Genomic DNA, 16,636 nt, shown 5'->3' on the forward strand with positions numbered 1-16,636 from the left:
CTCTAGTATGGAAGCTTTTAACATCCTTTATTCTTATGCTTTTTTTACCCGTGTTAAAAGCTGCTGCTGGAAGCAGTACTTCATAATGTGCTGCTGGTGGTCATTTGTAATCTCAGAAAACTCCATGATCGCTCTTGTTTTGCCAGTCTGCTCATCTTGATATACTCGATTCATCTCTGCAACCGCTTTAATTTTCACAGGCTCTTTCAGCGGAAGTTCAAACTCTGTGACCACTTCTCCGTATTCTTTCAATGAGACACCTTCGGGAACAGCAATTGCTAAGCCGCCAGCACTCATATTGACAATAAACGTGTCAAAGGCTTCTTCATCCGTTTGCGTGATCGTCGCTTTGACCATTGTATCGACTCTCAGGTATTCTCTGCGCTGAAGCCGAATCATTTCTTCTTTTGGCGGAATGGAAATGACAATCATCGGAATATCTTCTTTCCTCTTTCCGATGACTTCGCTTGTACATTTGTATGGAATTTGATTTTCATCGAAAAAGAAAACGGTGATTTCTGTTTGCTGGTTTAAATAGATCGTGCGGCCCGTTTCTTTATCAGCTGGATAATTAATGCAAATATCATCGTTATTATTTTCCAAAACTTTCGATTTTGCAGTTTTCACTTCTTTGTTCTCATTGACGTATTCAATTGTGATTGCATCCCCTATTTGTAACATTCCTCATCACTCTTTTCATCTGTGAAATCATATCCTCTCCTATATTAAACCATGTATAAAACAAAAGGAAAAGGCTTAGTCGCCTTTCCTCACTTCCTTTTCTATAGGTCTTTATATATAGGTTCTGCGTTTTTTAGTTTATCTACTCGTTCTTCTTTTCCAGTATCCGCATTAATGAACATTCGGTACGTATCGTTCTTAATAGTTCCGAGGAACTCATAGCACAAAACTTCCTCTGACATATCATTTTGAACAATCGCTACATGAGAATCTTCGATTTTTACATGCTGATTCAATGTTTTCTTCGCTTCTTTTTGTGAGATTTTAGGTGCTTTTATGTCTCTTGTTTTATGATTCGTTAAATAGTCTTTCGCTGAAAATCCAACCACCTCACCATCATCTAATGCGACCTTCATGCGTATACTATCTGGATAAAGCAGTACATTTTTTTGAAGAGGTACATAGGTAAATACACCGATATTATCAAATTGCGCGCTTTCATCTAAATGGAACGACTCTGCATCAAATCCTTGCTTCTTTAAGAAGCTGAGTGCTTTTTCTGATGCATCATTTAAACTGATTTTCTGTTTTTTTACGTCTCGATTTTGAAGAAGGTAGACTGGGTGCCCTCCTTTTTCAGTCAAGTCTAAATAGAAATTCGCTTTACTATCAGGATCTGACATCGATAAGCTGTACACATCTCGATTGGTTTTGCTTCCGCTTTTTCTGACCTTAAAATGTTGATTATGATCAGGTGCGAATTGCTGGGCAATGCGTATCGCTTCTTTCTTTGAGATCTTTTTCCCTTTTAAATGATTGTAGCCATGTGTTTCTGATTCTGTCGACACATTTGTCGGACCGAGATTGACATCCGCAAATGCATCTGCATTTCTCTCGACTGTTTTCAACCCGTCAATGATGGTGTTATCATTCTTTCGGTCGCCATCAGCAAGCGCCATTTCAACATCCATCCATTTTAAATTTTTATTAAGGACAAGGTGCTGTACTTGTCTCAGTTCGTTTTGGATATCAGCCGCTTGATGATATAAAGACGTAATGGTTTTGTGCGTATTTTTGTTTAATGGTTCATCTGATAAGGATTTGACTGATGATTTGTAGCTAAAGTCTCCGACATTCGCCAAAAATTCTTCCGTTTTGTTAAAAGGCATTAATGTGAGCGGAAGCTGACTCACATTGTTATGTGCTTCTGATGACATTCTCCATACATCTGCAAGTGCTGGTGAAATCGACGTTTGGCTGTTCATCGCAAGCGTTGCCCCAAGTTTGTCGTGCAACTGATCCACTTGGTACGTTAAATCGTGAAAAGCCCTTTGATAGTTGTTCTCTGCGTGCAGCAGCACTGCGTCTTTTTCTTGATGCTCTTTATAGCCCCAATAACCTGTTGAGATGACAGCAATTCCTAAAATGGCAATCAATATTCCTCTGATCATTTATTTACACCTCTTTTTATTCGCAGAAAATATGTTTCCCGATTCGTTTAATTTGTGGTCTTCCCCAAATCCATGGACTTGTTGCTGTATCAGGATTAAAGTAATAGACGGCGCTCTCAGATGGGTCCCAGCCGTTAATGGCATCAAACACAGCCTTTTTAGCAGTGTCATTTGGCGACATATAAAATTGACCATCCGCCACAGCTGTAAATGCAAGCGGTTCAAAAATAACACCTGCGATCGTATTTGGAAAAGTCGGGTTGTTCAATCGATTTAAGATAACGGCAGCGATCGCCACCTGACCTTCATACGGCTCGCCTCTTGCTTCGCTATAAACAGCTTGTGATAAGAGCTGAATATCATTACTAGAAAAACCACCTGGCATGTTGGCTGCCGTTTGTTTCGGTGTTTGGTTTGCTTGCTGATTGCCTGACTGATTCCCAGTCTTTCCAGATGTCCCGCTTCCTCCGCTTTGACTTTTTTGATTCTCTTTTGCCCCTTGAGCTGTCTTTTTTTGTGAGCTTCTTTTCGCAGAAGCTTTTGTTTGCTGATCAAGAGGTTTCCCGCCATAATGGGTAAACTCATTCCCCTTTTGCAGCTGCTGCTGAACAAAGTCTTTATAGTATTTTGTCTTTTGAACTAATAGGCTTTTTGTTTGTTTACCTACAAGTCCATCGACCTTCTTTACACCATATTGGCTTTGAAAGTTGCGAACGGCCCAGTACGTCCCCCAGCCATATACACCATCAATTTTGCCATTGTAAAAGCCATTATATTGGAGCCGTGCTTGCAGCTCGACTACATCTTCTCCTGTTGCACCTCGCTGGATGACTTGACTGGTGAAGGCTTCACTTTTTTCAGCTGACATCAGTGAAGTTGCGAGTAGAACAATTGAGAAGATAAGGACGATTTGTTTCATGAAACGAGCTTTGTCCATATTTGATCCTCCTGTACTTTTGATGTTTGAATATATATTTCTTCCGATCCCTATTTTTATACATTCATCACAGGAGTGAATTGGATGAAAAGACAAAAAAAACGCCCTATCAACTGATAGGACGTTTTCCACATTAAATTTGCACCATTTTCACTGAACGGGCCTTTTTTGCTTTCCGCAGGCCAAACCACCATAAAAAAATCATGAATGGCAGCATAATATATCCCCAATTTCTCATGCCAAGAAGAATAAAATCATATAAGCCGTGAAAAAGTACTGGGAGCGTTAAAGATAGGATCAACCATTTCACTTGCTCTTTTTTTGCAGAGAAACGGGCTTTCCCGATATAAAACCCCATCACAACACCGAATAAAGCGTGACTTGAGACGGGTAATAAAGCACGGGTGAACGCATATTCAACCCCATGCCCGACCAAGTAAAGAATATTTTCTAATGTTGCAAAACCAAGTGAGACACTTGTTCCATACACAATCCCATCATAGTGTTCGTCAAACTGGGCATGCGCATAGACGCTGACCATTAAAATAAACCATTTTAATGATTCCTCTAAAAAGCCCGACGTCACAAATGAAATCAAGATAGGGTTCGTTGCGATATTTTCCTCTTGAAGGACATATTGAATAAACATGGTTGGAAACACAAGTATGACACCTAGCATAAAAGATCTGATGACCATGTGAACCGGCTCATTGTCGTACTGATCTTTCAAATAAAAATAACTTAAAAGTGCGATGCCGGGAGCTAAACCTGCTGAGATGATTGCGATCATAACCAGACCTCTTTCCCTACATTATCCTTCATTATCGTACCATGATTTACCCTTTTTTTATATGACTCGAGCCCATTTTTATGAAAATATTCTTCTATATAATCCCATTTTATATCAAAAAGAACCGAATCCCTTGTAAGGATCCAGTTCTTTTTTTATCCGTTCATTCTTTTGTTGATTTCTTCTGCAATAAGCCCCCCATGAAACCTTCCATTTTCAATGAAAATTTCATTGGCATTATTTCCAGCTGCAATGACTCCTGCAATGAAAATACCTTCTACGTTTGTCTCCATCGTCTGTTCATCAAATGCTGGACGGCCTGATTCTTGATCAATTGTCACACCCATTTTTTCTAAGAAAGAATGATCTGGATGATAGCCTGTCATGGCAAAAACATAATCACTTTTCACTCGCTCCGTTTGATCTTGCTGGTTTGTAAAAATCACCTCTTCTTCTGTGATTTCCTTCACCTGCGCTCCAAACTCCATTCGGATGGTTCCATTCCGCACAAGCGCTTCAAACTCTGGTAAAATCCAAGGTTTGATGCTAGACGAATATTCAGTTCCTCGATACAGCACAGTGACTCTGCTTCCGCATTTCACAAGTTCTAGCGCTGCATCGACACTTGAGTTTTTCCCGCCGATCACCGTCACATCTTTATCAAAGTAAGGGTGTCCTTCTTTAAAATAATGATACACATGAGGAAGGTCTTCTCCTTTTACGTTCATATAGTTTGGATGATCATAGTACCCAGTAGCAATCACGACATAATCACATGAATAGTCGTCTTTTGATGTGCTCACGGTAAAACAGCCATCTTTTTTCGTCACAGCGGTTACTTTTTCAAAGGCATGCACACGCAGGCTTTTTCGTTTGACTACTTCTCGGTAATAAGAAAGCGCCTGGATACGAACGGGCTTGCGATTTTCAGTAATAAAAGCGACATCACCAATCTCAAGCTTTTCACTTGTACTGAAAAAGGTTTGATGTGTTGGGTAATGATAAATACTGTTAACGACATTCCCCTTTTCAATGACAAGTGCATCAATACCGATTTGCTGGAATGCGATGGCCGCTGATAGCCCGCACGGGCCGCCTCCTATTATGATCGCTTTTTCTTGTTTCATTTGTTCCACTCCTGTCGTTTCAATACAATAACAATTGCTAGCTGTTTGATGATTTGTTTTATTCCATAAAAAAATCTCCTATTTAAGGATAGGAGATTTTTGGGCGCGATGCAAATAAGCCGCTTAAATCCAGCCTCTGAATCGAGAAGCTTCAGCCATTTTACGTACGCCGACCATATATGCAGCAAGACGCATATCGATGCGGCGGTTTTGCGCCATTTCATAAATATTATTAAATGATTTCACCATCATATCTTCTAAACGAGTTTCGACTTCCTCTTCAGTCCAGTAGAACCCTTGGTTATTCTGCACCCATTCAAAGTAAGAAACCGTTACACCACCCGCACTCGCAAGTACGTCTGGGACAAGCAGTACTCCACGATCTGAAAGAATTTTTGTTCCTTCAAGTGTCGTTGGACCATTTGCTGCTTCTACGACAATTTTGGCTTTAATGTTTGCCGCGTTATCTTCAGTGATTTGGTTCTCAATGGCTGCAGGTACTAAGATATCACAATCAAGCTCAAGCAGCTCTTGGTTTGTAATGGTATCGTTAAATAATTTAGTCACGGTTCCAAAGCTGTCACGCCGGTCTAGCAAGTAGTCAATATCAAGACCATCTTCATCGTATAATCCGCCATAAGCATCTGAAATCCCTACGATTTTTGCTCCGGCATCATACATGAATTTAGCCAAGTAGCTTCCTGCATTTCCGAATCCCTGTACGACAACACGAGCCCCGTTGATGTCAATTCCTTTTTTCTTCGCCGCTTCTTTGATGCAGATCGTCACACCTTTTGCTGTTGCAGTATCACGTCCGTGTGACCCTCCAAGAACAATTGGTTTTCCTGTAATAAATCCTGGCGAGTTAAATTCATCAATTCTAGAATATTCGTCCATCATCCATGCCATAATTTGAGAGTTTGTAAACACATCTGGTGCTGGTACATCTTTTGTTGGACCAACGATTTGACTGATTGCGCGAACATAGCCGCGGCTTAGTTTTTCAAGCTCTCTAAATGACATTTCTCTTGGATCACAGATAATACCGCCTTTTCCTCCGCCATAAGGAAGATCCACAATACCACATTTTAAACTCATCCAAATTGAAAGCGCTTTTACTTCTTTTTCAGTAACGTTTGGGTGGAAACGAATGCCGCCTTTTGTCGGTCCGACAGCATCATTGTGCTGTGCGCGGTAACCAGTGAAAATTTTCACTGATCCATCATCCATCCGTACTGGAATTTTGACCGTTAATAGACGAATTGGCTCCTTCAGCAATTCATACACTTCTTGCGGATACCCTAATTTGTCTAGCGCTTTATGTATGACGGTTTGAGTTGACTTTAAAACATCTAGCTTATCTTCTGCGTTATGAGCGGCGTTTTGATCGGCTGCCATTAAAATAAACCCCCTAGAAATCTTTCATGATCTACTGCTCCCTTTCAAGCAATAGTATACACCTTCGTACTGGTAAAGCAAAGGTAAAAAACGTTTTTTATCAAAATAAAATATCAGTGTTTATAAATATAAAAAAGGATATAAAAAATACTGTTGTTTCATCACAACAGTATTAAATATAATAGAAAAAAGTGATTAAAAATACATTTGAATCGTTTTCACTGCATCATCTTGCATGATCACTTTTCCATATTCTTTTAGCCGATGAATCGTTAATGTCGTAGGAGAACCAAACTCCGCTAAAATGGAAATGACTGTATCAGCAGACAGTTCTTCAAAATCATCTAGGCTGAGAAAATATTGACCTTCATAATGGTAAACTGTACCCCCTAAAAGTCCAATACGACTTAAACTATGGGACAGTTGAATCACATCTTCAAACGAGGCAAATTGATAGAGCACATGATTACTCTCGTCGAGCTTGACTTGCATCTCAATGTAATCTTCATCAAACTCATCATCATCAGCATCTTCCTGCTGACTCTTTGTGACAATGACGACCATCCCCTGCGCCTGAAGAGAAAATACTTCAACAGCAATCGGTCCACTCGCTTCAAAACCGAGCTCCTGATTCGCCTCGTTCATCATGTCTTTAAACAGCTGATGGACTTTGAACGAATCTTTCCAAAGGTCTTCTTTCGTAAGACCCCGGTCTGTCAGGTCATCTAGTGTGAGAAAAATTTTGATTTTATTATAATTCAGACGCTCCAGTCGCATAACGTTCCCTCCTGCCTCTTCTAACACACATCATACTGTAGTATATGAGATGATGAGTCATAGGTTCTTAATTTTGTATTCAGTTTACACTGTGTCAAGACGGAAGACAAGCATGAAGCTATGCTTACGGTGACTTTTATGGAAAATATTGAGGGTGCAGCCAGTCATCGCGTTTTTACAGGCATTAAATAGATCAGATGGGTTTCTGGTTCTGCCCCGAGACGCATTGGAATCTTTGTTGTTCCATAGCCATTACTAATGAGAAAAAACGCGCCTTTGACCTGACCTGTTCTTCCTTTTTCATACGGACCAAATTTCCCGATTCGGATCTGACCTCCATGCGTATGACCGCTCAGAACAAGGTCGATTCCCTCTTCATCACTCATCAAATGATGTACATCTGGGTTGTGTGATAAGAGAATATTCACCTCATCTTTCACAAACTCAGGCCGTATCGCTTCATAATCCGCCTTTTCAAGCCGAATATCATCGATACCTCCAACTTTGATTGGCTGGCCTTCGAAATCCCACACAGCCGTTTCATTTTGCAGAGTCGTGACATCATATGCATGAAGTATCTCTTTAAACTTTTGCTGGTGCAGCTCATGATCATTATTTCCCCAAACAAAATAAACGGGCGCAATTCTTGATAAACGTTTCACATTTTCTTCAATCCTGGCGTAGGGTACACCTTTTTCTGCTAAGTCCCCGCCTACCATAATGACATCTGGTTCTTCTTGTGTGACTTCTGCTAATAATGAGTCACTAATAAGACGCCGGTGTGTATCAGAAATAAAGAAAATCACTGCTGGTCGATCTGATTGAAGTGCCTCTATTGTAAAGTAATGCTTTTTGATGTTGTTTTGTTTTGCCGTTTTCACCATTTTTGCCGTTACACACACACCTGTTGTAACAGCCGCAATGGCGGCAGTAAATCCGATGGCATATTTCATCATAAATGGCTCCCTTGCATTTGTTTCGTTCATAAGACGCTTGAATGAAAAAAGACGTTTCAACTATTAAAACGTCTTTTTACACATTTATTTACTTTCATAATAGAGATTAATGTCATATTGCTTCTGCATATAGTGAAAAACCGCTTCACGCTCTTTCCACTGGTCTGATTGCGGCCATAAGTCTGTGCTTTTTTGTATAATCTCACATCTAAGCCGATGATATTCATCCTCAGCCTTTTCCTCTTTTTTCTTATAGTAATAAGATGCGTAAAAAGCAAACACCTCAGCCATTATCCAAAATAGAAAGATCTCATGACCAAGCAGTGTTGCAATCATCGCTTCCGGCTGAAGAGAGCCTCCCTTATTTGCCGTTATTACAAAATAAAACAAAAGAATCGCCAGCGACAATAGGGCTGTCCATTGCCATCTTTTGCACTGCTTAGCAAAGCCCTCATATTTGTGCTTTCTTTTGATCAACGTTTCCATCATTTTCTGTGTCGGCTGATCCATATAGCGGCTGATTACGTGCAATGTCATCACATACACCCTGTCCCTTTTTTCTACATATGTATGTGCTTTTTCATTCGATCATGTCAGGTAATTAGTTTTCCAATGGAATGTTGAGTACTTGACCACTGTATACACTGTTCCCATTTAAATGATTATAGGCTTTAATTTTCTCTTCACCCGATCGGTTTTTGTAATATTTCATCGAGATTCGATACAGGTTTTCCTCTGGGCCCACAGTGTGCTGTACGACACGAACCGGCTTTTCTTCCTGCTTCTTTTTCTCTTCGGCTTCTTTTCGTTTTTTCTCTTCTTGTTGTTTTTGCAGTGCGAGCTGCTGCTGTTCACGCTTTTTCGCAGCTGCGGCTTTTTCACGCTCTTCTTTCTCTTTAGCGGCTTTTTCTTTTTTCTTCTTCTCTGCTTTTTCTTTTGATCGCTGCTTTTCTTTTTCTTCATCTTTCTTTTTCTTCTCTTCATCAGACGCATCCGCTTTATCATCGCTAGCGTCATTTTTTGTTTCGACAAGTGCTGACGGAACTGGGTCTGTGTCAGCACTTGAGGTTTTATCGATGTATACACCTTGATTGTTATTATCGTTGATTTCCTTTGATGTGTAATAGATCAATAGAAAGAAAACAGTGATGACGATGATAGGAAAGATAATAGCCAATGTCGTAAACAAAGGATTGCGCACTTTTTTCGTGCGCTGCTTCTTATATTCATGAAAGTCTTCTCGTGTAGGAAAGTGAGAGTCATCAGAAGGATGTACTTTTTCTTCAAGAATTTCCTCTACATCGTCGTCATGGTTGTTTGTCAGCTGCTCCTTCTTTCTCTGCATTCTCGACATTTCTTCCATGTTCATCCCTCCCCTTATATTTCAAACGAATTTGACAAGCAAAGACTAAGTCAATGACAAAATGAGTCATGACAGGAACAAATAAATTCCCCGTCCACTCGTATAAAAGTCCTAAAAAAATACTAATGGAAACCACGAGGATAAACAAGAGTATTTTTGATAAATAGCGAAAGTGAAGAAGCGCAAACACGATGCTGGCAATCTCCAGCCCAAATTGCTGTTGAACGATTCCGCGAAATAGTATTTCCTCTGAAAAGGCGATGAGGAGTGCTAACCAAACAATATGCGGGATGCTTCGGTTTTTGAACATCTTTTCATTTAAACCGCCATCATCATACATATGAGCGGGAAACACCTTCATGACAATTGCATCTACAATAATGACGAGCAACGCACCGCCAATTCCATATGTCAGAATACGTATATCATGAATCTGCCAAAGGGCTGTAAAATCCGTCCATTGATCGAACATAAATATGCCTAGTAAAAAAGAAACGATAAGCATGAGGAGCTGCGTGAAATACAGCTGTTCTACGACTTGTCGATCGGTTAATTTTTCAATGATTCGACGATGTTGTTCAATCAATGCTGCGCCTCTTTTGTCAGATGAAACATACGATCCAGCACAGTCTTCCAGTGTTTCATTTCATTCAGCTCCAATGATTGATCTTTTTTTTCATAATCAGACAGGTCAAGTCCGCAAGAAGAGCAGCAATAATCAGAGGACGCGTGCTCTGTTTGATTAAGCTGTTCGTGAAAGTATGATAACAGAGATTGTCTAAAGCAGTCATGACCCATGATCCGCTCTTTAAATTGCCACACTTTTCTCAGCTTTTCTGTTTGTCTGTCCTGCAATTTTTCTTTTAGATTCATGAGGATTGCCGGGCGCTGTTCGGACTCATGCATCATGTAATAATGCGTCAGCATTCTTGCACGGGTCTCCTGAAGCCCTGTTTCCATTAATCGTTCACGTAATTTTTTTTCATCATTTGTCTGCATTTGTGTGAGCTGGGCTAAGAAGAAATCAATTTCTGGATCGTCAAAGCCTTCTGCTTGGATCAAGTGTTGCTGAATATCTGCATCCTCTTCTGTATATAAAAGAATGCTCACACTGTTTTTCCCATCCCTTCCCGCTCTTCCAATCTCTTGCATAAATGCTTCAATCGATTGCGGCGGGCTCATATGAATGACAAATCGGATATCCGCTTTATCAATTCCCATGCCAAAAGCACTCGTGCAGCAAATGAGATCAAGCTGACCGCTGATAAATTGCTGCTGAATGAGCATACGGTCTCCTGCATCCATTCCGCCATGATAAAACTCAACACGCTGATTGGTTTTTTGTTTCATCCAGAGTGCAAGCTCTTCTGTCATTTGCCGGGTCGGGCAATAAATAAGACCTGGTCCTTGCAGGAAGTCCGCAAGCTCAATGGCCCGTTTCTCTTTTGCTTCTTTCGATTCGTGCGCTTCTTTGACGAAGGCAATGTTCGGGCGGTTGACGGAATGAATATGAAATTCTGGATGCTGTAATCTTAGCGTTTGCACTGTATCTTTTAGCGTTTGTTTCGTTGCTGTTGCTGTAAGAGCTAAAGCCACAGGATGACCTAACGCTTCTCTCCATTCTCCCAGCTTTGAATATTCAGGACGGAAATCATGCCCCCATTCTGATATACAATGCGCTTCATCGACGACAAACAGACCAATATGCATCGACTTGAGCTGTTCTAGCAGCACTTCTGACATTAATGCCTCAGGTGCGACGAATAAAAATTTATATGATGGCAAATGCCGAATGATATGTCGTCTCTCCTGAAAAGACAATGTGCTGTTAAGCGCCGCCACTCGTTTTTCTCCGCGCATTTTCATTCGTTCGACTTGATCCTCCATAAGCGATAAAAGAGGCGAAATAATCAGAACTAATCCTTCTGTCATATAGCCAGGAATTTGATAGCAAAGTGACTTCCCTCCGCCAGTAGGCAGCATGGCAACCGTATCTTTTTGATGCAGTACACTTTGAATTATGTCCTCTTGACCCACTTTAAAAGTGTCGTGGCCAAAGTATCGCATGAGCGTCTGATGAAGCTTATCCATTTGCTTTCACCATCCTTGTCAGTGCCAATCGTATTTGAAAATAAGTAAATGGAAGCTCGAGTTTTTCTTTAATCAGCTTCATTTTATTTGTTTGAAGCTCCCTGGCTACAGTAAGGATCGCCCGCTGCTCTTCTATACTCACATACGGATCTATTGAAAAGCTTGGCTCATGTATCGACAGCTCCACGATATGATCTTCGATCGTTGCCTTTTTTAGTGAACGAATGTGAGCAATCTGTTCAATATCAAATCCTTTTTGGACAAGCTCAAGTGTTTTATGGGTAGAAGTTGTTAACACGCGTTTGAATTCAAGGTCACCTACGAGCTGCTGCAAAATCGGTGCCTCACCTTTTTGGGCAGATTGAATAAAATAATGGAGTACATTCCAAAAAAGCAGGTACACATACCACACATCTTCTTTCATCCACTCCGCCATTTGCTGATACGTACGCCCGATTCGTTCATTTGAGGTCAATGAATAAACAAAAATCAGTGCCTCTTGATCGCTTAAACAAACAAGGAGCTTTTCTAGTTCATGATGCAGATCTTCTGAAAGCTTGCTTTTCTGCTGATGCTGTTTCAAGAAAGATTTCGTCCAGCTTTGAACCGAGACATCTCTTTGTATTGGAACATATTGATGCGATCCAGCCATATAGTGAGAAAGCACTTGTACAAGTAAAGAGAGCCTCATCCATAGCATCTTTGCTTTATCGTGATATTTGGCACCATGAAAATAAGCGGGCATCGGTTTTTCAGAAAAATGCTGGTTTAGCATTCGCTGCCCTGCTTCAGTGATGCTGAATGTCTCATCGTTTTTTCTAATGTAGTGCTTCTCTTCAAGCTTTAAAGCAGAACGATTCAGCTGATCCCTCGTAAACCCCGGGTAACAGCCGAAGTACCTGGAAAGCTCAAACAAGCTGGCATCCTGTATGGTTTGTGATGATTTTTTTCCTTTAAAAAGATGGTAGACAGCACTAATGGAGCGTTCGCCGTTCAATTTATATACGCTGTCCATTAACATGACATCCAAATAATGAAGAGTCATTCATCAAAGCACCTGTCTTCCTGACAAAATTCGAATATTTTCTCCCTTTATTTTAACAGATTTCATACAAGAAGAAATGTTTAAACTCAATTTATGGGGGAAATTTATGAACAAACCCTTATGTGATAAGCATTCTCAATCACTTTACAGTTGAAATGTGAATTTAAAATCATTACAATAAGGTTTGAGGAAATTGTTTTTTATCGGTGAAACTAAAAAGGTTAAACCATGTGTTCCATCGAACTATCTGGGAGGTATTTTTTAACATGGCAAAATATACAATTGTAGACAAAGACACATGTATTGCTTGCGGCGCATGCGGTGCAGCTGCTCCAGACATTTATGATTATGATGATGAAGGCATTGCATTTGTTACGCTTGACGACAACCAAGGGACTGTAGAAGTTCCAGAAGTACTTGAAGAAGATATGCTTGATGCATTTGAAGGATGTCCAACTGACTCAATCAAAGTTGCGGACGAATCTTTCGAGGGTGACCCACTTAAGCATGAATAGTATAAAAGCCCCTTATGCAGGGGCTTTTTTTATATTAACTATTTTGAAGTCGGCGTTTATTTTCAAACCATGGACGCATTTTCACAAAAATGAAGCTAAACACGATGGTAATGATCATTCCTTTAATAAAGTTAAAAGGTAAGATCCCTGCTGTAATGGTCGTCTTGAGCGCATGATCAGATAGTTCAGGTGCGTTTAAAAACCATGTGTAAGCTGGCAGAAATAAGAAGTAATTTAAAATGCTCATCATCACAGTCATCAGTAATGTACCGATGATCATTGACCATGCCATCCCTTTTGCTGATTTAATTCTTTTGAACATAAAGGCGACTGGTAAGATGAATAATGTGCCTGCAATGAAGTTCGCGACTTGCCCAACTGGAACACCAGACATACTGCCTTGAATGAGATAATGCAGAACATTTTTTAATGCCTCAACGGCAATTCCTGCACCCGGCCCATAAATTAAAATCGCAATAATCGCTGGTATATCACTGAAATCAATTTTCAAATACGCTGGAAGCCCTGGGAAAGGGAAATCCAATAAAATTAACACGAACGAAATACTGCTGAGCATACTGGTGACGACTAAACGTTTTACTTTACTTTGATTCAATATTCTCTCTCCTTTTCGATCAAATCTTTCGAAAAGAGGATTGTTCAATTTCAGCCGCAAAAAAACCGCTCATGAAAACAGGAGCGGGGAATTTTGGCTAGACAAATAAACGTGTGAAAAACCATGTTTTCAACGTTTACGAACCTCCATCTTCTCCCATCCAGACTATACTGTCGGCTTCGGAATCACACCGAATCCTGCCAAAAAAGGCTCGCGGGCTTAGAGACTATGCTCATCACCGCCGGTAGGGAATTGCACCCTGCCCCGAAGATTGATCATTATTCAATTCGACATCATTATATATGATATATGAGCATTTGTACAGATAAAAATCCTGAGCAATTTCATCAGTTTTAAGAAATCGTAAAAAACTTAAAAATTATAATGACAAATGCGCAAAAATTGGTTATCTTTTGTTTAAAGGTGTCCATTCTTTATAAAGATACCAATAAATGTTCGTGTTTTCTTTTTCGCTTTACTGCTTTAATTTGATTGACACAGTGAAAAGGAATATGGTAAATTATCAGATATTTATGACGTTTATTTTAGGAGGAAATCTTACGATGTTTCGAGTATTAGTCTCAGATAAGATGAGCAATGATGGTCTTTTACCACTTTTAGAATCAGATTTTGTTGAAATTGTCCAAAAAAATGTAACTGAAGCAGAAGATGAATTACACACATTTGATGCCTTACTTGTCAGAAGTGCTACGAAAGTGACCAAAGAGCTTTATGAAAAAATGTCTTCATTAAAAATTGTCGGCCGTGCCGGTGTGGGAGTAGACAATATTGATATTGATGAAGCGACCAAGCATGGCGTCATTGTCATCAATGCACCAAACGGTAATACGATCTCCACAGCTGAGCATACATTTGCCATGATCTCTTCGCTAATGCGTCATATTCCACAAGCCAATATTTCTGTGAAATCAAAAGAATGGAACAGAGGCGCATATGTTGGTGCTGAGCTTTATGGAAAATCTCTTGGGATTGTTGGACTTGGCAGAATCGGAAGCGAAATCGCTCAGCGTGCAAGAGCATTTGGCATGACAGTCAACGTATTTGACCCATTTCTCACAAAGGAACGTGCAGAAAAAATTGGTGTCAATGCCAAATCACTTGATGAAGTACTCGAAGTATCAGATATTATCACTGTACATACCCCATTAACAAAAGAAACAAGAGGGCTTCTCAATAAAGAAACAATTGCAAAAACGAAAAAAGGCGTTCGCCTAGTGAACTGTGCGCGCGGCGGTATTATTGACGAGGGTGACCTTCTTGAAGCGCTTGAAAGCGGCCATGTTGCAGGAGCTGCACTCGATGTATTTGAGGTAGAACCTCCTACTGATAATCCGCTTGTAGACCATCCGCTCGTCATTGCGACTCCGCATCTTGGCGCATCGACAAAGGAAGCACAATTAAATGTAGCGGCGCAAGTTTCTGAAGAAGTACTTCAATTTGCAAAAGGACTTCCTGTCATGTCATCTATTAATCTACCAGCGATGACAAAAGACGAGTTCAAAAAGATTCAGCCTTATCATCAGTTTGCAGGAAAGCTCGGACGTCTTGTCTCTCAATCAATGAGAGAGCCTGTAAAAGAAGTAAGCATCTCTTACGAAGGCTCTATTTCAAAACTCGAAACCTCCTTTATTACAAAAAGTCTCCTGTCAGGCTTTTTAAAAGAACGCGTCGATTCGACTGTAAATGAAGTAAATGCTGGGATGGTGGCAAAAGAACGCGGCATTAGCTTTAGTGAAAAAATTTCTTCCAGCGAATCTGGTTACGAAAACAGCATTTCTATTGAAGTCAAAGGTGACCTTTCAACCTTTACTCTAAAAGCAACCTACATCCCGCATTTAGGAGAACGCGTTGTTTCCATTAATGGATTTAATATTGATTTTTATCCAGATGGACACCTTGTCTACATCCAGCATACTGATGCCCCTGGTGTGATTGGAAAGGTTGGACAAATATTAGGCGACCATGATGTCAACATTGCGACAATGCAAGTAGGACGTAAAGAAAAAGGCGGCGAAGCCATCATGATGCTTTCTTTCGACAAACATCTTGAGGACGAAATTGTCAAAGAATTAACCGAAGTGCAAGATATACTTTCTGTCCGTCTGATCGACCTATAAAAAATAATGTTAAACCTCATGCATTTGCATGAGGTTTATTTTGTTGAAATCATTAAACGGTCTCCCGTTCGGATGAGATGAGTAGTAAGCTCATTGATTTTTTTCAATTGTTCCACAGTCATCTCGTGCGCCTTTGCAATCGACCAAAGGGTATCTCCTTGTTTAATGAGATATGTATTGTTTTCATGCCCGTTTACATGAAGAGCCGGCTCTTGGAAACGATCCATCGCAATGATTGTGAGTGGATCTACCGCATCTTCTTTACTGACTGACCAATTACCCTTGTGCACCTCAAAATGCAAATGAGTGCCTCTAGAAGCCCCTGTGTTGCCGATAATGCCGATCGGCTGTCCTGCTTCTACATGGTCATCCTTTTTAACAAAACGCTCGTGTAAATGAGCATAGACGGTTTCATATCCATTTGGATGCTGGATAAACACAACCTCTCCATATGTAGCAGATACATACGAACGCGAGACCACACCTTCACTTGCAGCAAATATGGATTCTCCTTCAGGCGCAGCTATATCTAATCCCTTGTGCGAGCCACCTCTTGTCCCAAACAAATCCGTGACTTCTCCTTTTATCGGCTCCACCCATTCGCTTGTTTTCTGTGCATGAGCAAAAGGCGAAAAAATCAACAGCAAAAAACAGCTGGCACATATGAAGCAATACCTTTTCATCAGTGACTCCCCTTCTTTGAGGTTCTTTTTATGACAGCTTAGTATACAGCAAGGAAGCTATTTTCTAT

17 protein-coding genes and 1 riboswitch are annotated in these 16,636 nt (G+C 40.3%); of the genes, 2 read left to right on the forward strand and 15 right to left on the reverse strand.

Features of this window, described 5'->3' with window-relative positions:
- Positions 1-33 precede the first annotated feature (33 nt).
- The 13 genes from MKZ03_RS10105 to MKZ03_RS10165 form a co-directional block, all read right to left on the reverse strand.
- Positions 34-681 carry a flagellar brake protein gene (locus MKZ03_RS10105; RefSeq protein WP_307499842.1) on the reverse strand — a complete coding sequence of 216 codons (648 nt, stop codon included), beginning with the start codon at positions 679-681 and terminating at the stop codon, positions 34-36.
- Positions 682-782: 101 nt separating this feature from the next.
- The gene (gene ypeB / locus MKZ03_RS10110) at positions 783-2,132 is read right to left on the reverse strand and encodes a germination protein YpeB (RefSeq protein WP_106039213.1); all 1,350 of its coding nucleotides are present in this window, start codon (positions 2,130-2,132) and stop codon (positions 783-785) included.
- 16 nt (positions 2,133-2,148) lie between these two features.
- Positions 2,149-3,069 carry a spore cortex-lytic enzyme gene (sleB, locus tag MKZ03_RS10115; protein WP_034661097.1) on the reverse strand — a complete coding sequence of 307 codons (921 nt, stop codon included), beginning with the start codon at positions 3,067-3,069 and terminating at the stop codon, positions 2,149-2,151.
- A gap of 133 nt (positions 3,070-3,202) precedes the next feature.
- A complete protein-coding gene (prsW, locus tag MKZ03_RS10120) occupies positions 3,203-3,859 on the reverse strand; it encodes a glutamic-type intramembrane protease PrsW (RefSeq protein WP_034661098.1) in 657 nt (218 codons plus the stop codon).
- 155 nt (positions 3,860-4,014) lie between these two features.
- Positions 4,015-4,986: a YpdA family putative bacillithiol disulfide reductase gene (locus tag MKZ03_RS10125; protein ID WP_334749567.1), complete on the reverse strand. Its 972-nt coding sequence runs from the start codon at positions 4,984-4,986 to the stop codon at positions 4,015-4,017.
- Between the two features lie 123 nt (positions 4,987-5,109).
- Positions 5,110-6,384 carry a Glu/Leu/Phe/Val family dehydrogenase gene (locus MKZ03_RS10130; protein ID WP_007500982.1) on the reverse strand — a complete coding sequence of 425 codons (1,275 nt, stop codon included), beginning with the start codon at positions 6,382-6,384 and terminating at the stop codon, positions 5,110-5,112.
- A 195-nt stretch (positions 6,385-6,579) separates the two neighbouring features.
- Positions 6,580-7,161 (reverse strand): genetic competence negative regulator, encoded by a 582-nt coding sequence (locus MKZ03_RS10135; RefSeq protein WP_034661102.1) that lies wholly within the window; start codon positions 7,159-7,161, stop codon positions 6,580-6,582.
- Between the two features lie 164 nt (positions 7,162-7,325).
- Positions 7,326-8,114 carry a metallophosphoesterase gene (locus tag MKZ03_RS10140; protein ID WP_106039278.1) on the reverse strand — a complete coding sequence of 263 codons (789 nt, stop codon included), beginning with the start codon at positions 8,112-8,114 and terminating at the stop codon, positions 7,326-7,328.
- An 87-nt stretch (positions 8,115-8,201) separates the two neighbouring features.
- A complete protein-coding gene (locus MKZ03_RS10145) occupies positions 8,202-8,654 on the reverse strand; it encodes a DUF2663 family protein (RefSeq protein WP_060596753.1) in 453 nt (150 codons plus the stop codon).
- Between the two features lie 64 nt (positions 8,655-8,718).
- On the reverse strand, positions 8,719-9,480 hold the full coding sequence (locus MKZ03_RS10150; RefSeq protein ID WP_341031729.1) for a LysM peptidoglycan-binding domain-containing protein: 762 nt from the start codon (positions 9,478-9,480) through the stop codon (positions 8,719-8,721).
- Positions 9,425-10,066 (reverse strand): CPBP family intramembrane glutamic endopeptidase, encoded by a 642-nt coding sequence (locus tag MKZ03_RS10155; RefSeq protein WP_307499847.1) that lies wholly within the window; start codon positions 10,064-10,066, stop codon positions 9,425-9,427. Before MKZ03_RS10155 ends, MKZ03_RS10150 begins: the two co-directional genes overlap by 56 nt.
- Positions 10,063-11,571 carry a RecQ family ATP-dependent DNA helicase gene (locus tag MKZ03_RS10160; protein ID WP_106031051.1) on the reverse strand — a complete coding sequence of 503 codons (1,509 nt, stop codon included), beginning with the start codon at positions 11,569-11,571 and terminating at the stop codon, positions 10,063-10,065. The genes MKZ03_RS10155 and MKZ03_RS10160 overlap by 4 nt, the downstream gene beginning before the upstream one ends.
- Positions 11,564-12,616, reverse strand: a complete 1,053-nt coding sequence (locus MKZ03_RS10165; RefSeq protein ID WP_340973223.1) for a helix-turn-helix domain-containing protein — start codon at positions 12,614-12,616, stop codon at positions 11,564-11,566. The genes MKZ03_RS10160 and MKZ03_RS10165 overlap by 8 nt, the downstream gene beginning before the upstream one ends.
- A gap of 266 nt (positions 12,617-12,882) precedes the next feature.
- Here MKZ03_RS10165 and MKZ03_RS10170 point away from each other — a divergent pair, with 266 nt between their 5' ends.
- Positions 12,883-13,131, forward strand: coding sequence for a ferredoxin (locus MKZ03_RS10170; protein WP_003215700.1), 249 nt, complete (start codon positions 12,883-12,885; stop codon positions 13,129-13,131).
- 34 nt (positions 13,132-13,165) lie between these two features.
- On the opposite strand, the gene MKZ03_RS10175 is transcribed toward MKZ03_RS10170, so the two are convergent.
- Positions 13,166-13,747, reverse strand: coding sequence for an ECF transporter S component (locus tag MKZ03_RS10175; protein ID WP_106031050.1), 582 nt, complete (start codon positions 13,745-13,747; stop codon positions 13,166-13,168).
- 144 nt (positions 13,748-13,891) lie between these two features.
- Positions 13,892-14,023, reverse strand: a riboswitch (FMN riboswitch).
- 287 nt (positions 14,024-14,310) lie between these two features.
- Here MKZ03_RS10175 and serA point away from each other — a divergent pair.
- The gene (gene serA / locus MKZ03_RS10180; protein ID WP_095285345.1) at positions 14,311-15,885 is read left to right on the forward strand and encodes a phosphoglycerate dehydrogenase; all 1,575 of its coding nucleotides are present in this window, start codon (positions 14,311-14,313) and stop codon (positions 15,883-15,885) included.
- 35 nt (positions 15,886-15,920) lie between these two features.
- On the opposite strand, the gene MKZ03_RS10185 is transcribed toward serA, so the two are convergent.
- Positions 15,921-16,568 (reverse strand): M23 family metallopeptidase, encoded by a 648-nt coding sequence (locus tag MKZ03_RS10185; protein WP_106031049.1) that lies wholly within the window; start codon positions 16,566-16,568, stop codon positions 15,921-15,923.
- Between the last annotated feature and the right edge of the window lie 68 nt (positions 16,569-16,636).

Source organism: Bacillus sp. FSL R5-0431, from assembly GCF_038002985.1.
Taxonomy (GTDB): Bacteria; Bacillota; Bacilli; order Bacillales; family Bacillaceae; genus Bacillus.